The following is an 18095-nucleotide window of genomic DNA, read 5'->3' on the forward strand; positions in this document are numbered from 1 at the left end:
CCTGGGTAACCCGCCACAAATCGCCGTTCTTCACGAAATCCTGACCACTATTAACAGTCAGGCGGCGCGCGTTCTTGCGGGTCACCACAACATCACCCACATGCGCACGGGCCTCATTATGCAACCGCACCGAACCATGCTCAGGGCGCACGTGACCGCGCTCCATGGCATGAGCTTGCGCCAAATCATTCAGCTTGCCCACGGTCTCATTGGTCGAAGCAATCATGATGGACTGCTTGCCAGCGGTGGTGTCGTCACGCCAGGCGGTGAAGACCTGCTCGACCATCACATCAGATTCACCGGCAACAACACGGCCCTGAGCCTTATACCAATCAAAAGGAGCGTCGGCACCAACTAGGGGCGGCTCACGCAACGCCAGGGTCGCAGCCGCTTCATCCGGGTTCTTAAAACGGAACAGCTCATCGAGGTGAGCGGCGCCAACCTCACGGTCCACCAAACGCAATGCACCGCCAGAACCCACAGCAGAAAGCTGCCTGTAGTCGCCCAGCGCGCGCACCAGTGCGCCGCGCTCTTGCGCCAGTTGCAGGATCTGCTGGAACTTCGGGGTGGAGACCATACCGGCCTCATCAACCAGAAGAACATCACCAGCACGCAAGCTAACAGGCGCGCCATTCTTCCAGTCAGACAAAATCTTGTCGACCGTATCAGCCTCAATGCCCATCTCTTCACGCATTACCGCCGCCGCAGCGGCAGTCGGCGCCATACCCACCACGCGCCCGCCAGATGCCTCAATCGCGTTGACTGCAAGGCGAGTGGATGAGGTCTTACCCGCACCGGCGGCACCAATGCCAACCACCAGGAGCTTGTCACTGGTGGCGAACTCGCGGGCCATGCGTTCCTGACCTTCGGGCAAGGCGTACCCTTGCAAGGCCAGTTCAGCGCGACGCTTTTCAGCCTCCATCTCAAAGACGTCAAGGCTCGAAGCGGGAATAACCTGCTGTGTTGCCGCGTCCAAAATGGCACTCTCAGCAGCTAGCACACGCTCAGAAGTAAACAGCTCATAGTTGATTTTTTGGTGCTGGCTCACCCCGTCAGCGCGCATAAACTCGCGCGGAGTCAACCGCTGGCTCTGCGCGTGCAAGGGCAGCATCTCAGCGTTCAGGTGCTCACGAATTGAGGACAGCAGAGCAGCGTCCTGCTTCTCATTCAAGCCCATATCGCGCCCATAGCGTAACACTTCAGCGTTCACGTGAGTGCGTCGCCAGGTCGAGCGGGACTCTTCCAGGCGCGCGACAATAGCCGCCGCGTGCTCTTGCACGGGCGACTCATACGCCTGCTGACGCTTCGCCTGCAGGATGTTCTGCTCATACTCGGCTGACGCCTTCTTAAGCTTTTCCGCCAGCGCACCCTCAACCGGAAGGTCCACACCCTGCTCACGCAGTACGTGCGCTTGCGCAACCCACTCAGCGTGTAGCTCTTCCAGAGAGTGCACCCCCTCCTTCGCCGGACGGGTCGCCAGCGTCGCCTGCTGAGCTAACTGAATGAGCTGCTTCTCACTCGGCGCGTAACCGTGCGCCTCGACAAACTGTGCGGTCACCTGCTCCAGGGCGGCACTAATTTCGCCACGGCGCGACGAGAAGGCCCGCACCATCTCATCATCAATGCCGACAATTTCGTGCACAGGTTTCTTCCCGTTCAGGGATCGTGCCTCAAACTGCAAGCTAGTCAATTCAGTCACATACTGCTGGACACGGGCGTTATAAAGTTCAGATGCCTCAACACCGTACGCATAAATCATGCGCCCATCAATCGAAGACCACTGACCATCAACGCCCTGAACACGGTTGGCAATCACGACGTGATCGTGCAGGTTCGGGTCGCCCGCGCGGGAATCCCAATGACGATATTTCGTACCAATCACACCGCCAGCAGTGTCAATCTGACGCACACCGTTGCGGCCACGGCGGGTCATCACAACGTTCTTTTCTAGGTGACGAATCACGTCCTGAATGGCACGCTCATGCGCTGACTCAATGCCTCGGCGTAGCTGCTCATCTCCAAGGCCCCAGGCAATAGAGACGCTTTTCGGCGGGGTGAATACCAGGTCATACCCGGCGACGGCCTTCTGAGGCGCCTTAGAATTCTGAGCCACGAACTGCACCAGCTGTGCGTTGCTCGGTTCGATTCCACGCTCGTCACGGAACATCTGTGCGCCGACACGGAACCGGATTTCCTTCATCTCAGCCGTGGTCGGTTCGGCACCATCATGCATGCGGCGGTGACGTGAAACTTCCTCCTCAACACGCAAGGTGAAGGGCGTAACGCCCGCATAGTCCGGGTGGATATGCGGCGCAGCCTGCTCCTTGTAAAGCTCTTCTTGTGCCTTCTTACCTGCTCGGTGGGCAGCTTTAATCTCCTCACCAATGAGTCGATACTGAGCTACAAATTCATCACGATCTGCATGAAAGGTCTGACCAGAAGCCGTATAACGCTCTACCCATCGTGAGACGGTGGGCTGACTCATCGGAGAACCTTGTGCGGTCATTTCATCAGCAATCTTCTGCTGACTCATCCCCTCATGCGCACGACTCAACAGCTCCCAGGCACGCTCAGCGGCCTGCGAACGGTACTGTTCAAGAGCTTCTTCATAGACCTTCTCATAGACCTCAGCTGCCGGTGCACCATGCAAAGTATCAAGAACCTCACCGGTGGAAACAGGGGTGAACTTCTGCCCAAACAGGGCATGCATGTGCGCCTCAGAAACCTCACCATCGAGATTCAAAGATGCAGCAGCTGAGCCAATCCACTGACCCGGCGGCATGCCATGAACCGTGTAATAGTCGCCAATTTCGCGGTCTTTTGCGCGCAGTGCATCGCCAGTGGCGACTTCGTTCACGTAGTACTTGTAACCGTCGCCAGCACTGAGTTTGTGGACGGTCATCATGGCACTATCTTAACACGAATAACTAAGATTATTCACCTTATTTATATGATGCAAGAGGTGTGACAAAAAGAGAGTGAAACGTTTCAGCTCCACAGGTGCGAAGAATGAGCACACACCAGGTGGAGGCGCTGGAACGAGAAACGGTTTTGTCCGACACGTCCTGTGTCGCGCTCATCCACAGGCGGCGCCGGTGTGAATGATGAGCCCTGCTCTCTTGGAAGGAGCTTGCGGAAGGAAAGAGAGGAAACAGGGCTCTCATGCATTCCAGGCAGCAGACAGTGGGAAAGCTGTGCACACCTCGTGGGTCAGGGCGCATGATGGAGAGAGGAGCTTGCGGGGTGAATCAATCTGCGGGCTGTCCACAGGTCGTGTGCAGATTGTCCACTGGCGCGTGCCAACTGTGGAAGAGCGAAACCGGCGGCTGCGCCGCCGGTTTTTCCGTCACCGGTGACGGAAAAACTCGCGCCCGATAGCCCAAGCGTGTAGTATTTAGGTGAAGAATGTAATGAACGGCCCCAAAAGTTCATTGAGCATCATTGAGAACAGACGCCCCGAACTTCAGTCAGAAGTTCGGGGCGTCTGTTGCTGTGTAGGCACTAGGGGTGTTTAGGGTTGGTGTTCGTCTTGCTGTGACCCGACCTGCTGAAAAATGAGGCCCTAAAGGTTAAACTAGAGTGTAAGAAATCAACCTCTTCCCCCTTTGAAAGGAACCACCCTCATGACTCGCTCACCCCGCACTATCGCCGCCCGCCGTGCTCGCGAAAACGCCGCAGCCTTCGCAGAACGTGAAGCAAAGCTGCTGACCTTGGCTGAAAAGTTCTTCTCCCTTGAAGCCTCCAGTCCCGCCGCCAAAATTGAGGACGAAATCGAAGCCCTGGAGAACAAGCTCGCCACTCTGCGCGAAAAGCTTGTGACCGCACAAGCTGAAACTCAGCAAAGCCTCGCCGCGCCGGTTGCTGAGATGAAAGCACTGAAGGTTTCCAAGGACGAGATCGCCGCCCGCCTCGGCATCACCCGCGCCGAAGTGACCGCACTGCTGCGCATCTCTGCCAAGGCTGACGCTGAACCTGAAAGCGAGTAACGCTCGTGGGCACCGCATATCAAGGCAACCAGAAAAAAGGACTTCGCCCCTACGTTCACAAAAGCAAACGACGCGGCTCCGCTGAACGTGCTGGCGTCGATATTCGCGACGTCCCAAAGGTCGAGCCCGGAAACTATTCCCTGCTTCTCTTGCTGAATCAGGCACTCTCCTACCGTCTCTCCCCCACAAATGAGAACGGCGAACCTGTCACTGAATGGGTGCAAACTGATTCCCGCAGCACCTTGCGTCTGGTCGCTGGAACCATCCAACCCACCGGCGCAGATGAGCCCCGCCGGATTCTTCCCACAGGCAAATTTGCGCGCGCCGCGTTCCTATGGCTCATGCTCGCAACCGCAAAGCATCAGTCACCGAAAATCTCAGTCAGTTCATTCCTGGACTTCCTCTACAAGTTCTATGCCTCTGGCGCTGCGAACTTCACCCCGGAACAGGAAGCTGAAGCCATCGAACAGCTCCACGCCCTGCTCGCCGTGCAGGTTGAAGCTGTCCTGACTGGTCCGACCCCGGATGGAAATCTCGTCAAGAAAACCTACAGGTTTTCCTTGTCATCATCTGCCGATTGGGTGTACTCCTCCTCGGGTATGCCGCTTCTGAATGAGTCAACCGTCGTTCTGGCTCAGCCTTTCTACAGCCATGTTGCCACTTTCTTTGTGGTCACCGGCACCGGACCCGCTCTCATTCAACTCGCGGATAAAACACAGTCGCCGTTCACCTTGGACGCGCTCATCTGGTTCTCGCATTTCACCTATCAAGCGCGCCTTGCTCAGCGGTCTATTGGGCCGGTGAGCTGGGAACAGCTACGCAATATGTTCGCGCCGGATCAGACTGACACTCGCTTCTTGAAGCGCGTGAAGGCATCAGCTTTCGAGCTGGCGAAGCTGGATAAGCTGATGATGCTTTCAGCTGAGGTTCTAGAAGGTCGTGGAGAACACGGCCCTGTGCATGGGCTCATCTTCCACCCGGTACCTTGCGACGCATTCCACAAGAGCATCATTGACAGCCGCTAAACAAAAGATGGGCGGGCCGATACATCTTATATGTATCGGCCCGCCCATCTGTTTAGAAGAGCTGCGTCTGCCCTTCCATCGTCAAACCTCTACCAAGCCGGTCTACTTCGTCCTGTCGGTAGCCGTGCTTGAGAACGAGCTCGCGTAGTGCTCTAGAATCTGCCGCGCGTTCAGCTCGACTCCGGCGAAGAAAGGCAAGGCCGTGCAGGTTGTCACGGCCGCGCGCCGCGCGTTCACGCATGTTCTCGGCATGGTCGCCAAGAAAAAGATGAGAGCCTGCGCCGTTCTCAGCACGCACGCATAGCGGATTGTCGCACAGGTGCGTGACCATCTCAGCAGCTTCCACGGCATCATTTCCGAACGCAGATGTGGCGGCGTATCGGTGGGCGCGCCACATTTTTTCGCCTGCCTCCGATTCAGGGTCTTTAACCCAAAACCTCCCGTAGCCATCAGCGCCGATAGCTCCGACCCATACCCAGCAGGCACCGGGGCTATCGCCTTTGACGACTTTCTCCCAGAAGCGGCGGGCCTCTTCACTTTGGTTAGCCTGTTGCATCGGTGTACTCCGATCCGCCGTACTTGCCGATACGGTCAAGCACGGCATAGACGGTGTGGCGGCTACAGTTGAGTTTTCGGGCGATAGCAGTCTTGGGAACACCCATAGCGGCTAACTCCCGTACCTGACGCGCTTCATCGGGGCTGAGCTTCGGGGCGCGGTCGTACTTTCCGGCTGCCCTGGCTATCGCAATGCCCTCAGCTTGCCGTTCACGGATGATGGAGCGCTCCAGCTGCGCAACGGCCGCGAGAATGGTCAGCATGAACTCGCCCTGCGGGGTGTCCGTGTTCAGAGCGGGGTTATCAAGGAACTCTACTTGAACGCCGCGGTCTTTGAGTCCCTGGACGATATCGAGTAGGTCGCGAGTAGAGCGAGCAAGGCGGTCGGCACTGGTGACCTGAAGAATATCACCGTTGCGCAAGTAGCGCAGCATCTCCTGGAACTGGGGGCGATTCTCGGTCTTGGCTGCACTAACCTTCTCGACAAAAATCTTGTCGCACTCAACCTCGAGTGCTTCAAGCTGCCGCGCAACATTCTGTTCCAAAGTTGATACACGAGCGTACCCGACGATTTGGCCGACAAATTCTTCTTGTTCCATAACCCCCACTTTTCATCAAGTTTGTCTGTCAGGGTTTATTCTATCCTTCAATAGGCATAGAAACACCCCGCACAGTGACCTGTGGCGGGGTGTCTGCGGGGGCATACCCAAAAAACAGGGGCAGCGTAACAGAAAATGATGAAATGTGGGGCTGGAACTGAGTTTTTCAATTTACCCCGGGGTAAAGTGAAAACCTGAAGCTCCGGTTGTTTCTGGTGGCATGCTGGAGATAACCCGAAAGGAGAAAATGATGATTCCCAAGAATCGTATTACAACGTCTATTCTGACTGGCGCCAGTGTTGCGTCGGCAACCGTCATTCTGTCCCTCTTTGAACCTGACCGGTTCGTGATTCCGGCAGTTCTGGCGACAGTCATTCTTGTTTTCTGCGCCCCCTACTTGACGTTTGGGCGCACCGAAGGATTGAAGGCAGAACGCAGCTATCAGCTGGCCGCTGTCGTTGCTGGTGTCGCGTTCGGTTTGGTGGTTGTTGGTCAGCCGACCGGCGGTTTTATCCCGCCGATTGCTGCTGCGGCGCAGCAGGGCGGCTCCATGCTGGCAACAGGTCTTGCCGGTTGGGCGCTGTGGAAGGCCGGCGCTCATTCCATGCCGACATTGCCGGCGGTGTTAGATGGCAAGGTGGTTTGGGCGACGTCGGCTGCGGCAGGCTATTTTCTGTTCAGCGGCACCTTGTCCGTTCTGGCTTTGGGTGTTGTTCTTCTGACGGTGCATCAGCTCTTCCGTGCCCGTGATGAGTCGTTGAAGGTGGACCTCAATTTTTCGCAGATTGTTGGTGTTGAGGTCTGCATTCTGCTGCATCTGATGGTTCCGGTCTTGGTGTCATGATCTTGAACGGAGCATGACAAAACCCCCTCTACACGGCGTGTAGAGGGGGTTTATCATGTCCGCCGCAGGGCACCAAGCCCTTTAGCCCTTTCAGGTTAACACTGATTCGGGGGTGGGCGCATCTGAGTTCGTCATTTTAGCCGCGCCGGTGAAGTCAAAAAAGCCCCGCCAGGCGTGATTGAACTGCCTGGCGGGGCCTGAAAGATTCCCAAGGGCTCAACGTCCGTTGAGCGTTTTCTTGTCCGTCAATGAAAGCCCCGCTCCGAATGGAGCAGGGAATAACAAGGTTGGGAACCTTGGTGATTCCAGATTAACATCTTGCCCGCCGCTGTGCATCTGAGTTCGTCATTTTGGTGGTGAATTTTTGGGGCGGGGTTTCTACCAGTAGCCACCAGTCATGAGCTCAGCAAGCGATGCATCCTCTTTCTCAGCGACATAATGCCGCGCCAGGCTGTAGATGATTAGCACACCGGCAACAGCAAACAGGGTGATGAGTGCCGCTTCCCATCCGAAGAACGCCGCCACCGGAACGGTGATGCTGAAGGCGTGGGTATTGAATTGGCGCATAAGCTGAGCTAAAGCCGCCGCCCCAAATATCGTAGCGCCTACTATCAGCGCAGGAATGAACCCAATGTTCACGCCAAGGGCGGGCCCACCTGCCGCTAGAGCAAGTGCTCCAGTTGTCATCATGAGGCTTGCGTGCATTCCAGGGGTCACGGTGATTGCACATTCTTCTGTCCGATATTTCGGTCGATCGAGGACAAAACAGACCATGAGACAGACCAGCATCAAAAAGCCTATTTTTCCGGGTCCAGATTCTCCATGCCCCAACAGGTGTTGCAGCAAGTCAGCGAGGAAGAGCCCCATTACAACCCCGGCAACAGCTGCCTGCACCTGCTGAAAACGTCGTCCAGGGCGCGGGCGGGGAAGAGGCACGAGAAACACTGCTGGAAGAATCAGACTTAGGGCGAGAAGTACAGGTATTCCCTGCCTCCATAGCCCTATCGCGCCGAGCATGAGGGATACCGAAGCTCCGGCGGCAAAGAACCCGGTGAGAATCTTCTCCGAAGCACATAGATATTTCTCATAGTCGTTCCGGTGTTCCAGATACCATTTTTGCCACCGGCGAGCTTCCGACGGACTGAACACGACTTTCCCTCGGCGTAGCTCTGCCGCGTCAATCAGGTGTGCACGGTACATCTGCTGCACCAGTTCCTCATTGCCTCCAACGAGAGAGCTAACGTCTTCGGCGGTCAAATATTTCTCAGGCCTCAGCTGAATATCAAGCATTATTTTTTCCCTTCCCGCACTGCGCCTCCATATTTCCGTGTTCCACAAGGTTCTTTAGTCGTCGAGCTGGTTAATGAACTCAATCAGCAGCTCGGTCATGGTCTTGCCGGTCATGGCTGCGTATGCCTTCAGGCGGGTGTGGGCGCTGGCCGGTAGGTTGAGGGTCAGTCGCTTGATGGGTTCTTCCACTTCCCTGCTGTTCTTGAATGCCTGTTCGAAGCTGGCGCGGTTCTTTACGCTCTTCTCAGTGCCGGAAGGGATGGTGACGTTGAGCTTCTTCTTTGCGGTTGCCATTAGGATTCCTTTTCAAGGCTAAGGAGGTGAACGAGTTGGGTGGCGACTTCGTCGTATCCTGCGAGGTCGCCAGGGACGAAGCCATAGGAGGCGCGTACGGACTGCTTGGGGCGGATGGAGGTGTCGAAGATGGTGATGCCGGATTCTTCGAGCAGTTCCTTGGTCTCACGGAAGAGCACGGTGCGCGGGTCTGCGGAGGTGAGCAGTACGGCTGCGGGCTTACCTTCGGGGATGGAGGCAAGGGTGGAGAAGACGCGGGTGATATCCAGACCAGCCGGTGCCGCCGGAATGATGAGAGCGTCAGAGCGCTGAGCGATCGCGTTAAGAATGGATTCGTTCAGCGGGGGCGAGTCGATGAGGGTCACCTCGGCGGTGGTGCGGCGCTTCTTGAGCTGCGGCACGTTGACGGGTGAGACTTCGAAGGGGAATTCGCCACCGTTTTCTTCTGCGGTGAAGGCCCAGTCGGTGGCGGAACCTTGGGGGTCCGCGTCCCAGACTTCGACGCTACGGCCTGCGTTGGTGAGGGCGTGGGCGAGGTAGATGGTGCTGACGGTCTTGCCGACGCCGCCCTTGGCGTTGATGATGCCGATGATGGGGCTCATGGCTTCTCCAATCTGTTTCTCTGTATATACAGTTTAGCAGAAAAACAGAAATCTGTATATGAAGATTTCAGCATTTCCTTATTTCTGCACAGCATTACCCCTGGTCAAGACATAACTAAAGGGGGGCGAGTGAACCATTACGATTCACTCACCCCCCTTCTAGGTACTAGGCGTTAGAGGTCTTTCGGCGCACAGACCACACACCGGTAGCACCGGTGAGAATCAGCATGAAACCGCCGATTGCGATTCCGCCAGTCTCGGCACTGGCACCGGTGTAAGCCAACTCGTCGCGGGCGGTAGCCGGTGCCGTAGATTGAGCAGACGGAATAGATGCAGGGGACTTCGCATCTGCAGCAGGCTGAGTCGTTGAGCCCTTCTTGCCCTTGGGCGTCTTGGCGCCCGGTGCTTGCGGGGCAATGCCCACCTCGTCGTTGCCAGTTACTGCGTGGTCTGCAGCATCTGAGGTGGACTCGCGGTCAGATGAGGTTGCGCGGGAGTGCGCCTGGGCATCCTCGGGTGCGATGGGCACCTCGGTGCTGAAGACTTCTGAGTTATCGGGCGCCTCATTGTTTGCAGTATCTGCAGGTGCTTTCTGGCTCGGCGGCTCAGGGGAAGGTGCGATGACGACTTCGACTTCACCGGGGGTTTCCGTGACCTCGGGTGCCGGGGTAGAAGGCTCCGGTTCTGGTTCGATAACGGGTGTGGTGTCTTCAATCGGCTGGTGGTCAGCGGGGGTTTCGTCGCGTTCAGAACGTACCGGCTCGGGCTCGGGGTTGATGGGCACGTCAGTATTACCTGGCGTTTCAGGAACCTCATGGGTCGGCTCAGGGGAGGGTGCGATGACGACTTCAACTTCACCGGTGGTGGGGGTTTCCTCGCGGGGTTCGGGGTGAGTCGCTTCCTGTGCAGGTACTTCAGGCTCGGCGGGGGTTTCCACTTCGGGAGTGGAGCCTTCTTGCGGTGCAGTCTCAGCGGGTGCTTCTGCAGGCTCTTCCTGTGCAGGTTCCTCGGCGGGTACTTCCGCTTCTGCGGGGGCTTCGGTGACAGGCACGGGCGCGGTAGCGGGCTGAGTGGCTGCGTTACCGGCACCGTTCTTGGTGATGAGGGCAACGGTCAGATAGCGGGTCTGGTCGCGGTTGGGCTGGCCATTATCGCGAATGGTGATGGACCCGCTCTGGGTGGGTGTTTCTGCTGCGGTCGCTGCGGTGCAACTGATGGCGCCGGCTGCGGCTGCGAGGGTGAGGGAGGTGATGAGAACCTTTCGGCGCTGCACTTTTTACTCCTCTTAATTAAGGGTTGATAACGATGCTGTGTTGGTCGGGGCTGACGGTGACGCGGTGCCCGTCTGCCGTTGTGCCAATGACCGGGGTGTCGGTGGAGACAGTATATCCATTGGGGGTTGCGTCGCCGGTGGTTCCGTCACCGAATTCGAGACTGAATCCTCCGGCAGGTCGGCTCGTGACCTTGGTCGGCACGGTTGGCAGGGCGTAGGATCCCTCGGTGCTGAGGTGATGGACCTGGTTTCCTGCGATGGCGATGGTGCCGGTGCCGTCAATCTTCACGCTGTCGGCTGCTCCGGTGATGTCGATGGTGCGGCTGACGCTGTCAGATTCCGGGGATTGGAGAGCGAGGACGTCTTGCCCGCTGGGGGTGTGCCAGAGGGTGATGACTTCGCCGGTGGCGGTGGCTCCTACCCAGCGGGTGAAGGTGGCTCCTTCGGCGGGGGTTGCTACGGGTCGTGCCGCGGTTTCGGTACCCTTGGCGGTGGCGGTGATGATGGTGCCGTTGCCGCGGGTTGATGCCCAGATGCCGCTGCCTTTGGAGGTGGCGATGAAGGCTGCGCCTTCAGCGGGGGAGCGGTACCGTTCGGTGCCGTTGACGCTGATTTTTTGGACGTTTGAGGGGGTGGGGTCGTTGCGGGAGATGATGACGGGTTCTCCGGCGCGGGTGATGATGGTTTGTGTCTTGGGGGTGATGGTGTTGATGCTGGAGAATTTTCCGCTGGCCCACATGAAGTAGCTGCCGGGTGCGGTGTAGAGGAATCCGTCACTGGTGGGGTGGATGGTCAGTCCTGCAGCTTTGACCTTGTTTTTGGTGAGGTCGGTCTGGCTGACGAGGGTGCCCCGGGTGGCATCAACGACGTAGAGGGTGGATCCGTCCACGTAGGAGATGCGCTGGCCGTCGCTGCTGAGGGCGCCGGTGGTGTATGTTCCGTTGTCGAGGGTGAGGGTAATACCTGCCGGGGTGGTGGCTGCGGCGGTGGTGGGTTGGTTGAGGGCGTTGACGGTTGCGAGGGCTCCGCCGCCAAGTCCTAGTGCTAGGAGGGCTGCGGCGGGGATGAGGATTGCTTTGCGTCGCCAGATGGAGGGCTTTTCAACTTCCTCGGTGACGGTTTGGAGGGTAGGCTCGCCTTCTGGAGTGAGGACGTAGTAGCTAGTCTTGGTGCCTTCTTGGACGTAGATTTTGACGTCGCGGCCGAGGGTTTGGGCGAGGTGGGCGCAGTGGTTCCACACCTGTCCTAGGGCCTCTTCAGTGGTTACGTCTTGGAAGGTGCGGGGGTTGTGGTCTTGGATGGTGAGGTTGATGATGCCGTCGGTTTCGACGGTGGCGTCGATGCGGGGGTAGTCGAGAGCGTCCATAATTCAGTTCTTGGTCTTGGTGTTGACGTACGAGTTGAAGGCCTGAGGCTCGAGGATGTGCGAGGCCTTCCATTTGTTGGGTCGTTCGCTGGTACGGTGCAGGCGCACATAGTATTCGGGGCTGATACCGCCGTCGACCTTTACGCGGACGGTTAGCCAGTAGGGGTTATCTCCGCCGGGGATGTCATTAGTGGGGTCGTGGGTGATTTCTGCACCCGTGACGCCGTTTGCTTTGAACACGTCCGTGGGGAACTTAGAGTCGTACTCATTTTGAAGCTCAGGGTCAATGAGCGGGAAGAGATCTGCCGACCATTCCTTGTAAGGCTTGCCGCTAACGTAGGCGGCCACGATAGCCTTTGCAGCGTCGATTGCGCGGGTGCGGTCTTCGTCGGTGATAGTCCTCAGAATTGCTTCGCTGGAGGGCTGCTGGGGACCGCCGCCAGCTCCTGCAAGGGGGGAGGGGTCAAGGCTCACCGTCGGGGTAGGGGTTGCAGTGGTGGGGCTCACCTCGGTGACGGTGGGGGTGTGCGTCGCGGTGCTGGGTGCAGGCGCGGGCGCAGTGGTAGTGCTAGGGGTGGAGGTTGCAACGGGGGAGCCGGTGGGGGCGGCGTTGTCAGTGGATGCGGAGCAGCCGGTAGTGAGAAGCGTGAGGGTTGCGGTGAGTGCGGTGGCTGCGGTGAATTTGCGGGTCATGGCGGTGTTTCCTTTCTTAGTGGCCGGGGATGTAGAGGAATGCGCTGACGGAGCCATTGGATACGACGCGGGTGTAGTACTGGTGGTCGTTGGGGGCGCCAAGGCCGTTGTAGCCTTCTTCGACGAACGTTCCGTCGTCGTTCACCTGCTTGACAACGGCGACGTGTCCGTAGGCGGCGGAGGCGCCGGCGGTGCCGGGGGAGTAGTAGACGATGGCGCCTACAACGGGCTTGTTACCGATTTTCCACCCCTGGTTGATCCAGTGTCCTCGCCACACTTCGGCGTTGCCGGGGGAGTGGAATGTGATGTTGTCGGCGCTACCGCCGGTCTGTTGGGTGACGCGCCAGGCAGCGAAGGCTACGCATTCGCGAGGGAGTGCGTTGGTCGGGTCGGGGGTGCTGGGGCAGCTGGTGTAGGCGGCGTCGCAGTGCGCCATGTCCTTCCAGGGGTAGTCATCACCGGAGTTATCTGTATTTACAGAATTCTTGTTTTCTGCATTTGAAGATTTCTGGTTTTTCTTATCTTCCTTGCACTTATCCTTGTCAGATGCCTTTTTAGCACTCTTCTTCTCTGCCTGTGCCGGTGCCGGTGCGGAAGCACTGCTAGTGGACTCAGGGGTTGCCTTATTGGCGGCAACATTACTCAGGGAGGGCTGCTCGTGACCGGTGGGGTAGTCGGGGATTCCCAAATCCTTGATGAGGGTTTGGTATTGCTGCCAGTGTGCACGGATTGCGGGGGCGTAATCTGCGTTTTCTGAGGTATTCCAGCCGCCAGATTGTCTAATGACTGCGTTGGGGCCTGCGTTGTAGGCGCGGAGGACGTTGTCGATTTCGTCGCCGCCCACGTTGGAGTTCCTCAGAATCCTCTTAAGGTCGCCCATGTAACGACCCATTGCGCGGATTGCGTCGCGGGGGTTGAAGGGGTCACCATCGCCGCCATAGGACGGCCAGGTGCCGGGCATGAACTGCGCGAGTCCCTGTGCACCTGCGTGGGAGACAATGTTGGGGTCCCAGCCGGATTCTTGGTGGATGGTGGCTGCAATGAGGGAGATGGGGAAGCCGCTGATGCTGGATGCTTCCTGGAGTTCAGGTAGGTATGTTTTGATGGTGTCGCCTCGGTCGCCGATGCTGGTGACGGGCGCTGCAGCGGGCGCGGAGGCGTTTTGATGGCCGTTATTGTTGCCGTTGCCACTGCTGGGGGTGCAGGCGTTTGCACCTGCTCCGCCGCCGATGACGAGGAGGAGCGAGAGGATGAGTCCGAAGACAAAGATGAAGGGTAGGGCTATCCCGAGGGCACTTTTTTGCATGGTTTTGTGGCTCCTGGTGTGTGGAGGAGTGTGTGGTTGGTATGAGTGATATTGTGTGCCCTTGGGGTCGCCCCGTGTGGGGTGGCCTCGCGTCTTATTTTAACAGGGGGTGTAGGGGTTTTAAAGCTGGTTGGTCACTGGAGGTGCAGCGTTCGGTGTTACTGCACCCCCAGTGGCGTATGTTTTAGAGTTCGAGTCCGGGGGTTGGCGGTTCGGGGCGTCGCGGACTCGGGGATTGTTGTTGGGTTTTTGGTAGGTTTCTTAGTGATGCGCTGATGGTTCGCCGATTGATGTCGAGGAGTTGTGCGTTTTCTGGGTCGAGTGACTGGGCTGGTTTCTCACTGGTTTTTTCATTTTGTGCCGCGTTTTGTTGCGCTTGCCCGGTTACCTTTGGGCTGCTTGTTTTGGGGGTTTCTTTTTCGTTTGTGGTTTTTCCGTAGAGGAGCTTCAACTGATGCCGTGTTGCTTGGGCGAGATTACGGACACTATCGGGCAGTTGGGCAATGAGTGCTGGCGTAGTGGCGATAGTTTTTTCAACGTGCAGATAAGACCGTTGCTGCGGCGGAGTTAGCTTTTTATTGAAGACAGATTGTGCGAAGGCGACATCGTAGTTACCTTGTGCAGCACGGGATTGGTTGTATCCCTGCATGAAGTAATCATGCTTCCGAAAAGCGTCTTGAGCGTTCTTGGCCGGACTACGTGAATCATTACTTGGGTATTGGGAGCGCAAAGCTTGAGAAACGTAAATACTTTTATTCAGAGTCCCACGGGCAATATGGATGTGATCGATAATGTGCGGGTTCTCAATTTTGGGCCCTTTATTGGGTGCTGGATTGTGGGGATACTGCGGCCCAAACTGAATAGGGTGAAGGCTATATGCGTCGAGGGTTATTTGTTTGATACCGGCTTGAGTGAGGCGTTCTGCTTCGCCGTTAATTTGCACACGTCGATTGCCCCAACCGGTGCCGTCGGGCACGATAAGGTTGGGGTCGATACTGGGGCTGATGTGGGTGTAGCTAAAGTTTTTGGGGAGTAGGCCGGTGTTTTTGAGTCGTTCGATTCCTTGCTTGTCGTATTTGTCGAAGTCTTGCTCTTTGCTCTCTTTCTTGGATTTGTTGCCTTTTACTTCTTCTTTGCTCTCTTTCTTAGATTCGTTACCTTTTGCTTCTTCTTTGGTGTCAGTTTTTTTCGCATTTATTTTAATGTTGCGTGACTCAAAGACGACAGCAATTCCTGGGTATTTTTGATTGAGAAACAAAAGAGCTGGGGCGAGGGCGCGACCTCGTGCCTCTTCCATATTTTGTTCGAGCTGCGCTTTGTTGGAAGAGTGGGGGATGTAGTAGTCGGTGAAGAGGTAATGCTCTCCAGCTGGCATGTTTCCAATGGCTTCTAGGAGTTTGGTGTTGTTTCGGTCAGTGAGCCAGGGTCGACCGACTCTTTCGGGTGAATCCTCAGCGACTCCAGCGGTGAAATGGTAGAAAACTCGTGGGTATTCTTTATTTCGTGCTCCAGAAAGTTCAACCATGTCATAGAGGTCTCTCATGACGTTTTCTCGGGTGGGGGCGACACGGTTGGCTTCAAGGACGAATGCGGAGATGGCATAGAATCCGTGTTTTGAGCCTTCGGGTTCGAGGTAGGTTTCGTCGATGTAAGCAATGTGGCTAGCTTTAGAATTGTCTTGCATCCATCGTTCGTATTTTTCCAACTCTTCACGGTAGTAGCGTGATGGTCGGGAATTGCTGAGCCTACGGTGGTAGGCACTGGATAGCCGGTTCCTATTGCGACGGTTGGCCATGAGGTTGATCTTTCTGTTGACTTATCGGCGTGTATTTGTTATTGTAGTTGTACAAGTTAAAACCTGTCTCGTACGCTCTGCGACTGTATAGTTGCTGCTCGCCATATATGGTGGGTTCCTATCAGACTTGTTCTGGGTAGGGGGTGGAAAGGATAGGGCTACGGGGGGGAGCCATTCCATTGGCCGAAGCCGTGGACCTTGTCATGGGTATGAGGCGTGTTCCCCATAGGGTAGCGCCTCATAACGCTTTAAGGGCGAACCTTTAGGGGTTCGCCTTTTTTGTTGTCTTGAGGGCGGGAATCCATCACCCAGTGCAGATATGCAGAAATAAAGATATGCAGATGTGGGTGGTATGATGGAGGAGCACTCAATCTAACTTAGGAGGGCATTATGGATGCCGGTATGTACTATGTAGCTCAAGCTTTTGCGGATGCTGCGCCGCCAGAAGAGTCTTTAAAGGTTGTCGAGGCTGGCATGAACCTTGCGGGCTTCAATGACCCTGATCCTCATCTGAAGGAGCTTCTGCGCCAGTTGGCATACCATGAGATTTCTTATGCTGAGTATGACATGGCTACCACTCAGTATATTTTGGGTCAAAGCTAATGGCTAAGTATGAGAAATGGGAGGACTACTACATCCCTGGCACTGAGGTGCTTCAGAATCGTTTCAATGAAACTGACCCGGTTAAGCTCAAGAAGCTCGAAGAGTCTAAAGTACGCGGTCGTATGCTCTTGCTGGTTCAGCAGCCTATCCGCGGCAATTTTGATTTTGCTCATATGAAGGCGATTCATAAATTCCTTTTCCAGGATGTGTATGAGTGGGCTGGTGAGCAGCGTACTGCTCCGGTGAATGAGTGGATGTGTAAGGGAGACCTTTGCTACTTCCCCGCAGATGGACCTATAGACACGCCCCTGACAAATCAACTTAACAAGCTCTATGGTGAGTTGGCAGACAAGAATTATCTAGCTGGTCTACCTCTGGATGTGTTTGCGAAGGAGCTGGCTGAATCATGGTGTGAGATTAATGTAGCGCACGCGTTCCGTGAGGGTAATACCCGTAGCCAGTTCATATTCTTCAGTGAGCTTGCTAAGCATGCTGGATATCAGCTGGATGCTAGTGCTCTTGCAGCGGATGAAAAATTGCGTCAGGAGATTATTGATGCTCGGAATGCGGGTCACAAACCGAGTAAAATCTCAGTTTTTGCTGATGTATTGCGGAAAGTAATTAAACCGTTGCCTTCTGTTGCTCAGGAAGAGCCACAGGGTTCTGGCATGATTTTGGACAAGGATCCTGCTACGTCTCTGGGCGTGGATGTAATGAGCATTGTCCCGACTGTCGATGGTGACGCGGGGTAGTGGTGTGTGAGAGGGGTGAGTCTCCGGGAGACTCGCCCCTCTGCTTATCTCCACTCACGCGGGGAACATACTTAATGACAGCCAGATTAGCCATCACCCCTAATACGCTAAGGGGTATTTTTGCGAGGATATGACGAATCTCAAGACACAATCTCAAGCACCTAGATAGAGTAGATATATCACTGTAATGCAACGACCGCATAAGGAGACTCTATGCACGAGACCGAATCTCTCTACGACCAGCCGCTCTACAATGCCACGGTGTACAGGCGTGACCTGACCGTGAAGGATGAAGAGTTCTGGTACCCGGTGGCACAGAATATCAATGTCCTCGAGAGCATCGCCTATTGGGCTGCCTCTGGTCGCGGTGCAGGCCGTACCGTCACTGATGATGGCCTCGACCACTACAATTCTTCAGCCCTTATTTGGCTCGAGGAAATGCAGGCCATTGCGACCGACCTTGATGGCAAGGTGATTCCCCCTGAGCCTGGCAAGGACCTGGAGGAGACTCACGGATGGCTACACCATTCAGAGAATGATGAAAAGGGTGCCTTGGAGCGCGTGCCTGATGACCCGAAGGCTCGACTAGTGCGCGTCTATCCTCATGTCCTGAAGAAGCCGATGGATCGGTATTCGGTGCAGGAGCTGCAGGATATTGTGGATCGTGCGACGGATTTCTATACCGTCTGGACTCACCCTGAGCCGCTTGAGTACACGCCCGAGGCGGTCAGTGAATATGTCACGAAGGCCTTTGCGCTCACCCCTGGACGTGACCGTCTTGAGATCGTTGAGGTGCCACAGGAAGAGAATACGACGACGATGATGCTGATGCAGCTGAAGCTGCAGATGATGATGCAGGGTGAATCGGAAGAGTTGGGTCGAGAATATTTGACCCGCGAAATCATGTACAAGCACCACGAATTTCTGCCGGAAGATCAGCGCTTCTAAGTAGATAGAGAGTGAGGTAGGTGGAGCCGAATGGCTCCACCTACCTCTTTTTTACGTCTTGGTTTCTCAAAATTAATGCACTTTAGAGAACATTTTTTAGTGACTTTCGTCATGTTGATAAGTAGCCTTGAGGGGCGTGATGAACTGGAACGTTAGCGTGATGA

The 18095-nt window shown here is 56.1% G+C and carries 17 protein-coding genes; 6 read left to right on the top strand and 11 right to left on the bottom strand.

The features are described from left to right. Positions 1-2905: MobF family relaxase (gene mobF / locus HMPREF2971_RS00010; protein ID WP_168165824.1), on the bottom strand; the 2905-nt coding region annotated here is incomplete at its 3' end. Positions 2906-3623: 718 nt separating this feature from the next. Between mobF and HMPREF2971_RS00015 the strand changes: the two genes are divergently transcribed. After that, on the top strand, positions 3624-3986 hold the full coding sequence (locus tag HMPREF2971_RS00015) for a hypothetical protein (protein WP_070690388.1): 363 nt from the start codon (positions 3624-3626) through the stop codon (positions 3984-3986). 5 nt (positions 3987-3991) lie between these two features. Continuing rightward, positions 3992-5011 carry a hypothetical protein gene (locus HMPREF2971_RS00020; protein ID WP_070690390.1) on the top strand — a complete coding sequence of 340 codons (1020 nt, stop codon included), beginning with the start codon at positions 3992-3994 and terminating at the stop codon, positions 5009-5011. Positions 5012-5063: 52 nt separating this feature from the next. Here the strand turns inward: HMPREF2971_RS00020 and HMPREF2971_RS00025 are convergent, their stop codons facing one another. Both HMPREF2971_RS00025 and HMPREF2971_RS00030 read right to left on the bottom strand, forming a co-directional pair. After that, positions 5064-5567: an HNH endonuclease family protein gene (locus tag HMPREF2971_RS00025; protein ID WP_070690393.1), complete on the bottom strand. Its 504-nt coding sequence runs from the start codon at positions 5565-5567 to the stop codon at positions 5064-5066. Then, positions 5554-6165: a recombinase family protein gene (locus HMPREF2971_RS00030; RefSeq protein WP_070690396.1), complete on the bottom strand. Its 612-nt coding sequence runs from the start codon at positions 6163-6165 to the stop codon at positions 5554-5556. Before HMPREF2971_RS00030 ends, HMPREF2971_RS00025 begins: the two co-directional genes overlap by 14 nt. Positions 6166-6412: 247 nt before the next feature. Here HMPREF2971_RS00030 and HMPREF2971_RS00035 point away from each other — a divergent pair, with 247 nt between their 5' ends. After that, complete coding sequence (locus HMPREF2971_RS00035; protein WP_141755837.1) at positions 6413-7009, top strand: hypothetical protein; 597 nt, start codon at positions 6413-6415, stop codon at positions 7007-7009. A 378-nt stretch (positions 7010-7387) separates the two neighbouring features. Here the strand turns inward: HMPREF2971_RS00035 and HMPREF2971_RS00040 are convergent, their stop codons facing one another. The 8 genes from HMPREF2971_RS00040 to HMPREF2971_RS00075 form a co-directional block, all read right to left on the bottom strand. After that, positions 7388-8299: a hypothetical protein gene (locus HMPREF2971_RS00040; RefSeq protein WP_070690402.1), complete on the bottom strand. Its 912-nt coding sequence runs from the start codon at positions 8297-8299 to the stop codon at positions 7388-7390. A 54-nt stretch (positions 8300-8353) separates the two neighbouring features. Next, on the bottom strand, positions 8354-8593 hold the full coding sequence (locus tag HMPREF2971_RS00045; protein WP_070690405.1) for a hypothetical protein: 240 nt from the start codon (positions 8591-8593) through the stop codon (positions 8354-8356). Then, positions 8593-9195, bottom strand: a complete 603-nt coding sequence (locus HMPREF2971_RS00050) for a ParA family protein (protein ID WP_049350407.1) — start codon at positions 9193-9195, stop codon at positions 8593-8595. The genes HMPREF2971_RS00045 and HMPREF2971_RS00050 overlap by 1 nt, the downstream gene beginning before the upstream one ends. 166 nt (positions 9196-9361) lie before the next feature. Further along, a complete protein-coding gene (locus HMPREF2971_RS00055) occupies positions 9362-10468 on the bottom strand; it encodes a hypothetical protein (RefSeq protein ID WP_070690408.1) in 1107 nt (368 codons plus the stop codon). Positions 10469-10484: 16 nt separating this feature from the next. After that, positions 10485-11834: a hypothetical protein gene (locus tag HMPREF2971_RS00060; protein WP_070690410.1), complete on the bottom strand. Its 1350-nt coding sequence runs from the start codon at positions 11832-11834 to the stop codon at positions 10485-10487. A gap of 3 nt (positions 11835-11837) precedes the next feature. Next, on the bottom strand, positions 11838-12527 hold the full coding sequence (locus tag HMPREF2971_RS00065; RefSeq protein ID WP_070690415.1) for a carbonic anhydrase: 690 nt from the start codon (positions 12525-12527) through the stop codon (positions 11838-11840). A gap of 16 nt (positions 12528-12543) precedes the next feature. Beyond that, the gene (locus tag HMPREF2971_RS00070) at positions 12544-13833 is read right to left on the bottom strand and encodes a CHAP domain-containing protein (protein ID WP_070690418.1); all 1290 of its coding nucleotides are present in this window, start codon (positions 13831-13833) and stop codon (positions 12544-12546) included. 184 nt (positions 13834-14017) lie between these two features. Beyond that, positions 14018-15628, bottom strand: a complete 1611-nt coding sequence (locus tag HMPREF2971_RS00075; RefSeq protein ID WP_141755838.1) for a hypothetical protein — start codon at positions 15626-15628, stop codon at positions 14018-14020. 390 nt (positions 15629-16018) lie between these two features. On the opposite strand from HMPREF2971_RS00075, the gene HMPREF2971_RS00080 reads away from it, so the two are divergent. The 3 genes from HMPREF2971_RS00080 (at position 16019) to HMPREF2971_RS00090 (ending at position 17931) form a co-directional block, all read left to right on the top strand. Then, the gene (locus HMPREF2971_RS00080; protein ID WP_070690423.1) at positions 16019-16231 is read left to right on the top strand and encodes a hypothetical protein; all 213 of its coding nucleotides are present in this window, start codon (positions 16019-16021) and stop codon (positions 16229-16231) included. Then, complete coding sequence (locus HMPREF2971_RS00085) at positions 16231-16983, top strand: Fic/DOC family protein (protein ID WP_070690426.1); 753 nt, start codon at positions 16231-16233, stop codon at positions 16981-16983. Before HMPREF2971_RS00080 ends, HMPREF2971_RS00085 begins: the two co-directional genes overlap by 1 nt. Positions 16984-17196: 213 nt before the next feature. Then, complete coding sequence (locus HMPREF2971_RS00090) at positions 17197-17931, top strand: hypothetical protein (protein ID WP_070690429.1); 735 nt, start codon at positions 17197-17199, stop codon at positions 17929-17931. Positions 17932-18095: the final 164 nt, after the last annotated feature.

It is taken from the genome of Rothia sp. HMSC066G07 (genome assembly GCF_001814485.1).
GTDB lineage: Bacteria > Actinomycetota > Actinomycetes > Actinomycetales > Micrococcaceae > Rothia.

Coding starts and splice junctions, on each gene's coding strand:
- HMPREF2971_RS00015 (WP_070690388.1), top strand. CDS start 3,624: ATGACTCGCTCACCCCGCACTATCGCCGCCCGCCGTGCTCGCGAAAAC.
- HMPREF2971_RS00025 (WP_070690393.1), bottom strand. CDS start 5,567: ATGCAACAGGCTAACCAAAGTGAAGAGGCCCGCCGCTTCTGGGAGAAA.
- HMPREF2971_RS00030 (WP_070690396.1), bottom strand. CDS start 6,165: ATGGAACAAGAAGAATTTGTCGGCCAAATCGTCGGGTACGCTCGTGTA.
- HMPREF2971_RS00035 (WP_141755837.1), top strand. CDS start 6,413: ATGATGATTCCCAAGAATCGTATTACAACGTCTATTCTGACTGGCGCC.
- HMPREF2971_RS00040 (WP_070690402.1), bottom strand. CDS start 8,299: ATGCTTGATATTCAGCTGAGGCCTGAGAAATATTTGACCGCCGAAGAC.
- HMPREF2971_RS00045 (WP_070690405.1), bottom strand. CDS start 8,593: ATGGCAACCGCAAAGAAGAAGCTCAACGTCACCATCCCTTCCGGCACT.
- HMPREF2971_RS00050 (WP_049350407.1), bottom strand. CDS start 9,195: ATGAGCCCCATCATCGGCATCATCAACGCCAAGGGCGGCGTCGGCAAG.
- HMPREF2971_RS00060 (WP_070690410.1), bottom strand. CDS start 11,834: ATGGACGCTCTCGACTACCCCCGCATCGACGCCACCGTCGAAACCGAC.
- HMPREF2971_RS00065 (WP_070690415.1), bottom strand. CDS start 12,527: ATGACCCGCAAATTCACCGCAGCCACCGCACTCACCGCAACCCTCACG.
- HMPREF2971_RS00070 (WP_070690418.1), bottom strand. CDS start 13,833: ATGCAAAAAAGTGCCCTCGGGATAGCCCTACCCTTCATCTTTGTCTTC.
- HMPREF2971_RS00075 (WP_141755838.1), bottom strand. CDS start 15,628: ATGGCCAACCGTCGCAATAGGAACCGGCTATCCAGTGCCTACCACCGT.
- HMPREF2971_RS00080 (WP_070690423.1), top strand. CDS start 16,019: ATGGATGCCGGTATGTACTATGTAGCTCAAGCTTTTGCGGATGCTGCG.
- HMPREF2971_RS00085 (WP_070690426.1), top strand. CDS start 16,231: ATGGCTAAGTATGAGAAATGGGAGGACTACTACATCCCTGGCACTGAG.
- HMPREF2971_RS00090 (WP_070690429.1), top strand. CDS start 17,197: ATGCACGAGACCGAATCTCTCTACGACCAGCCGCTCTACAATGCCACG.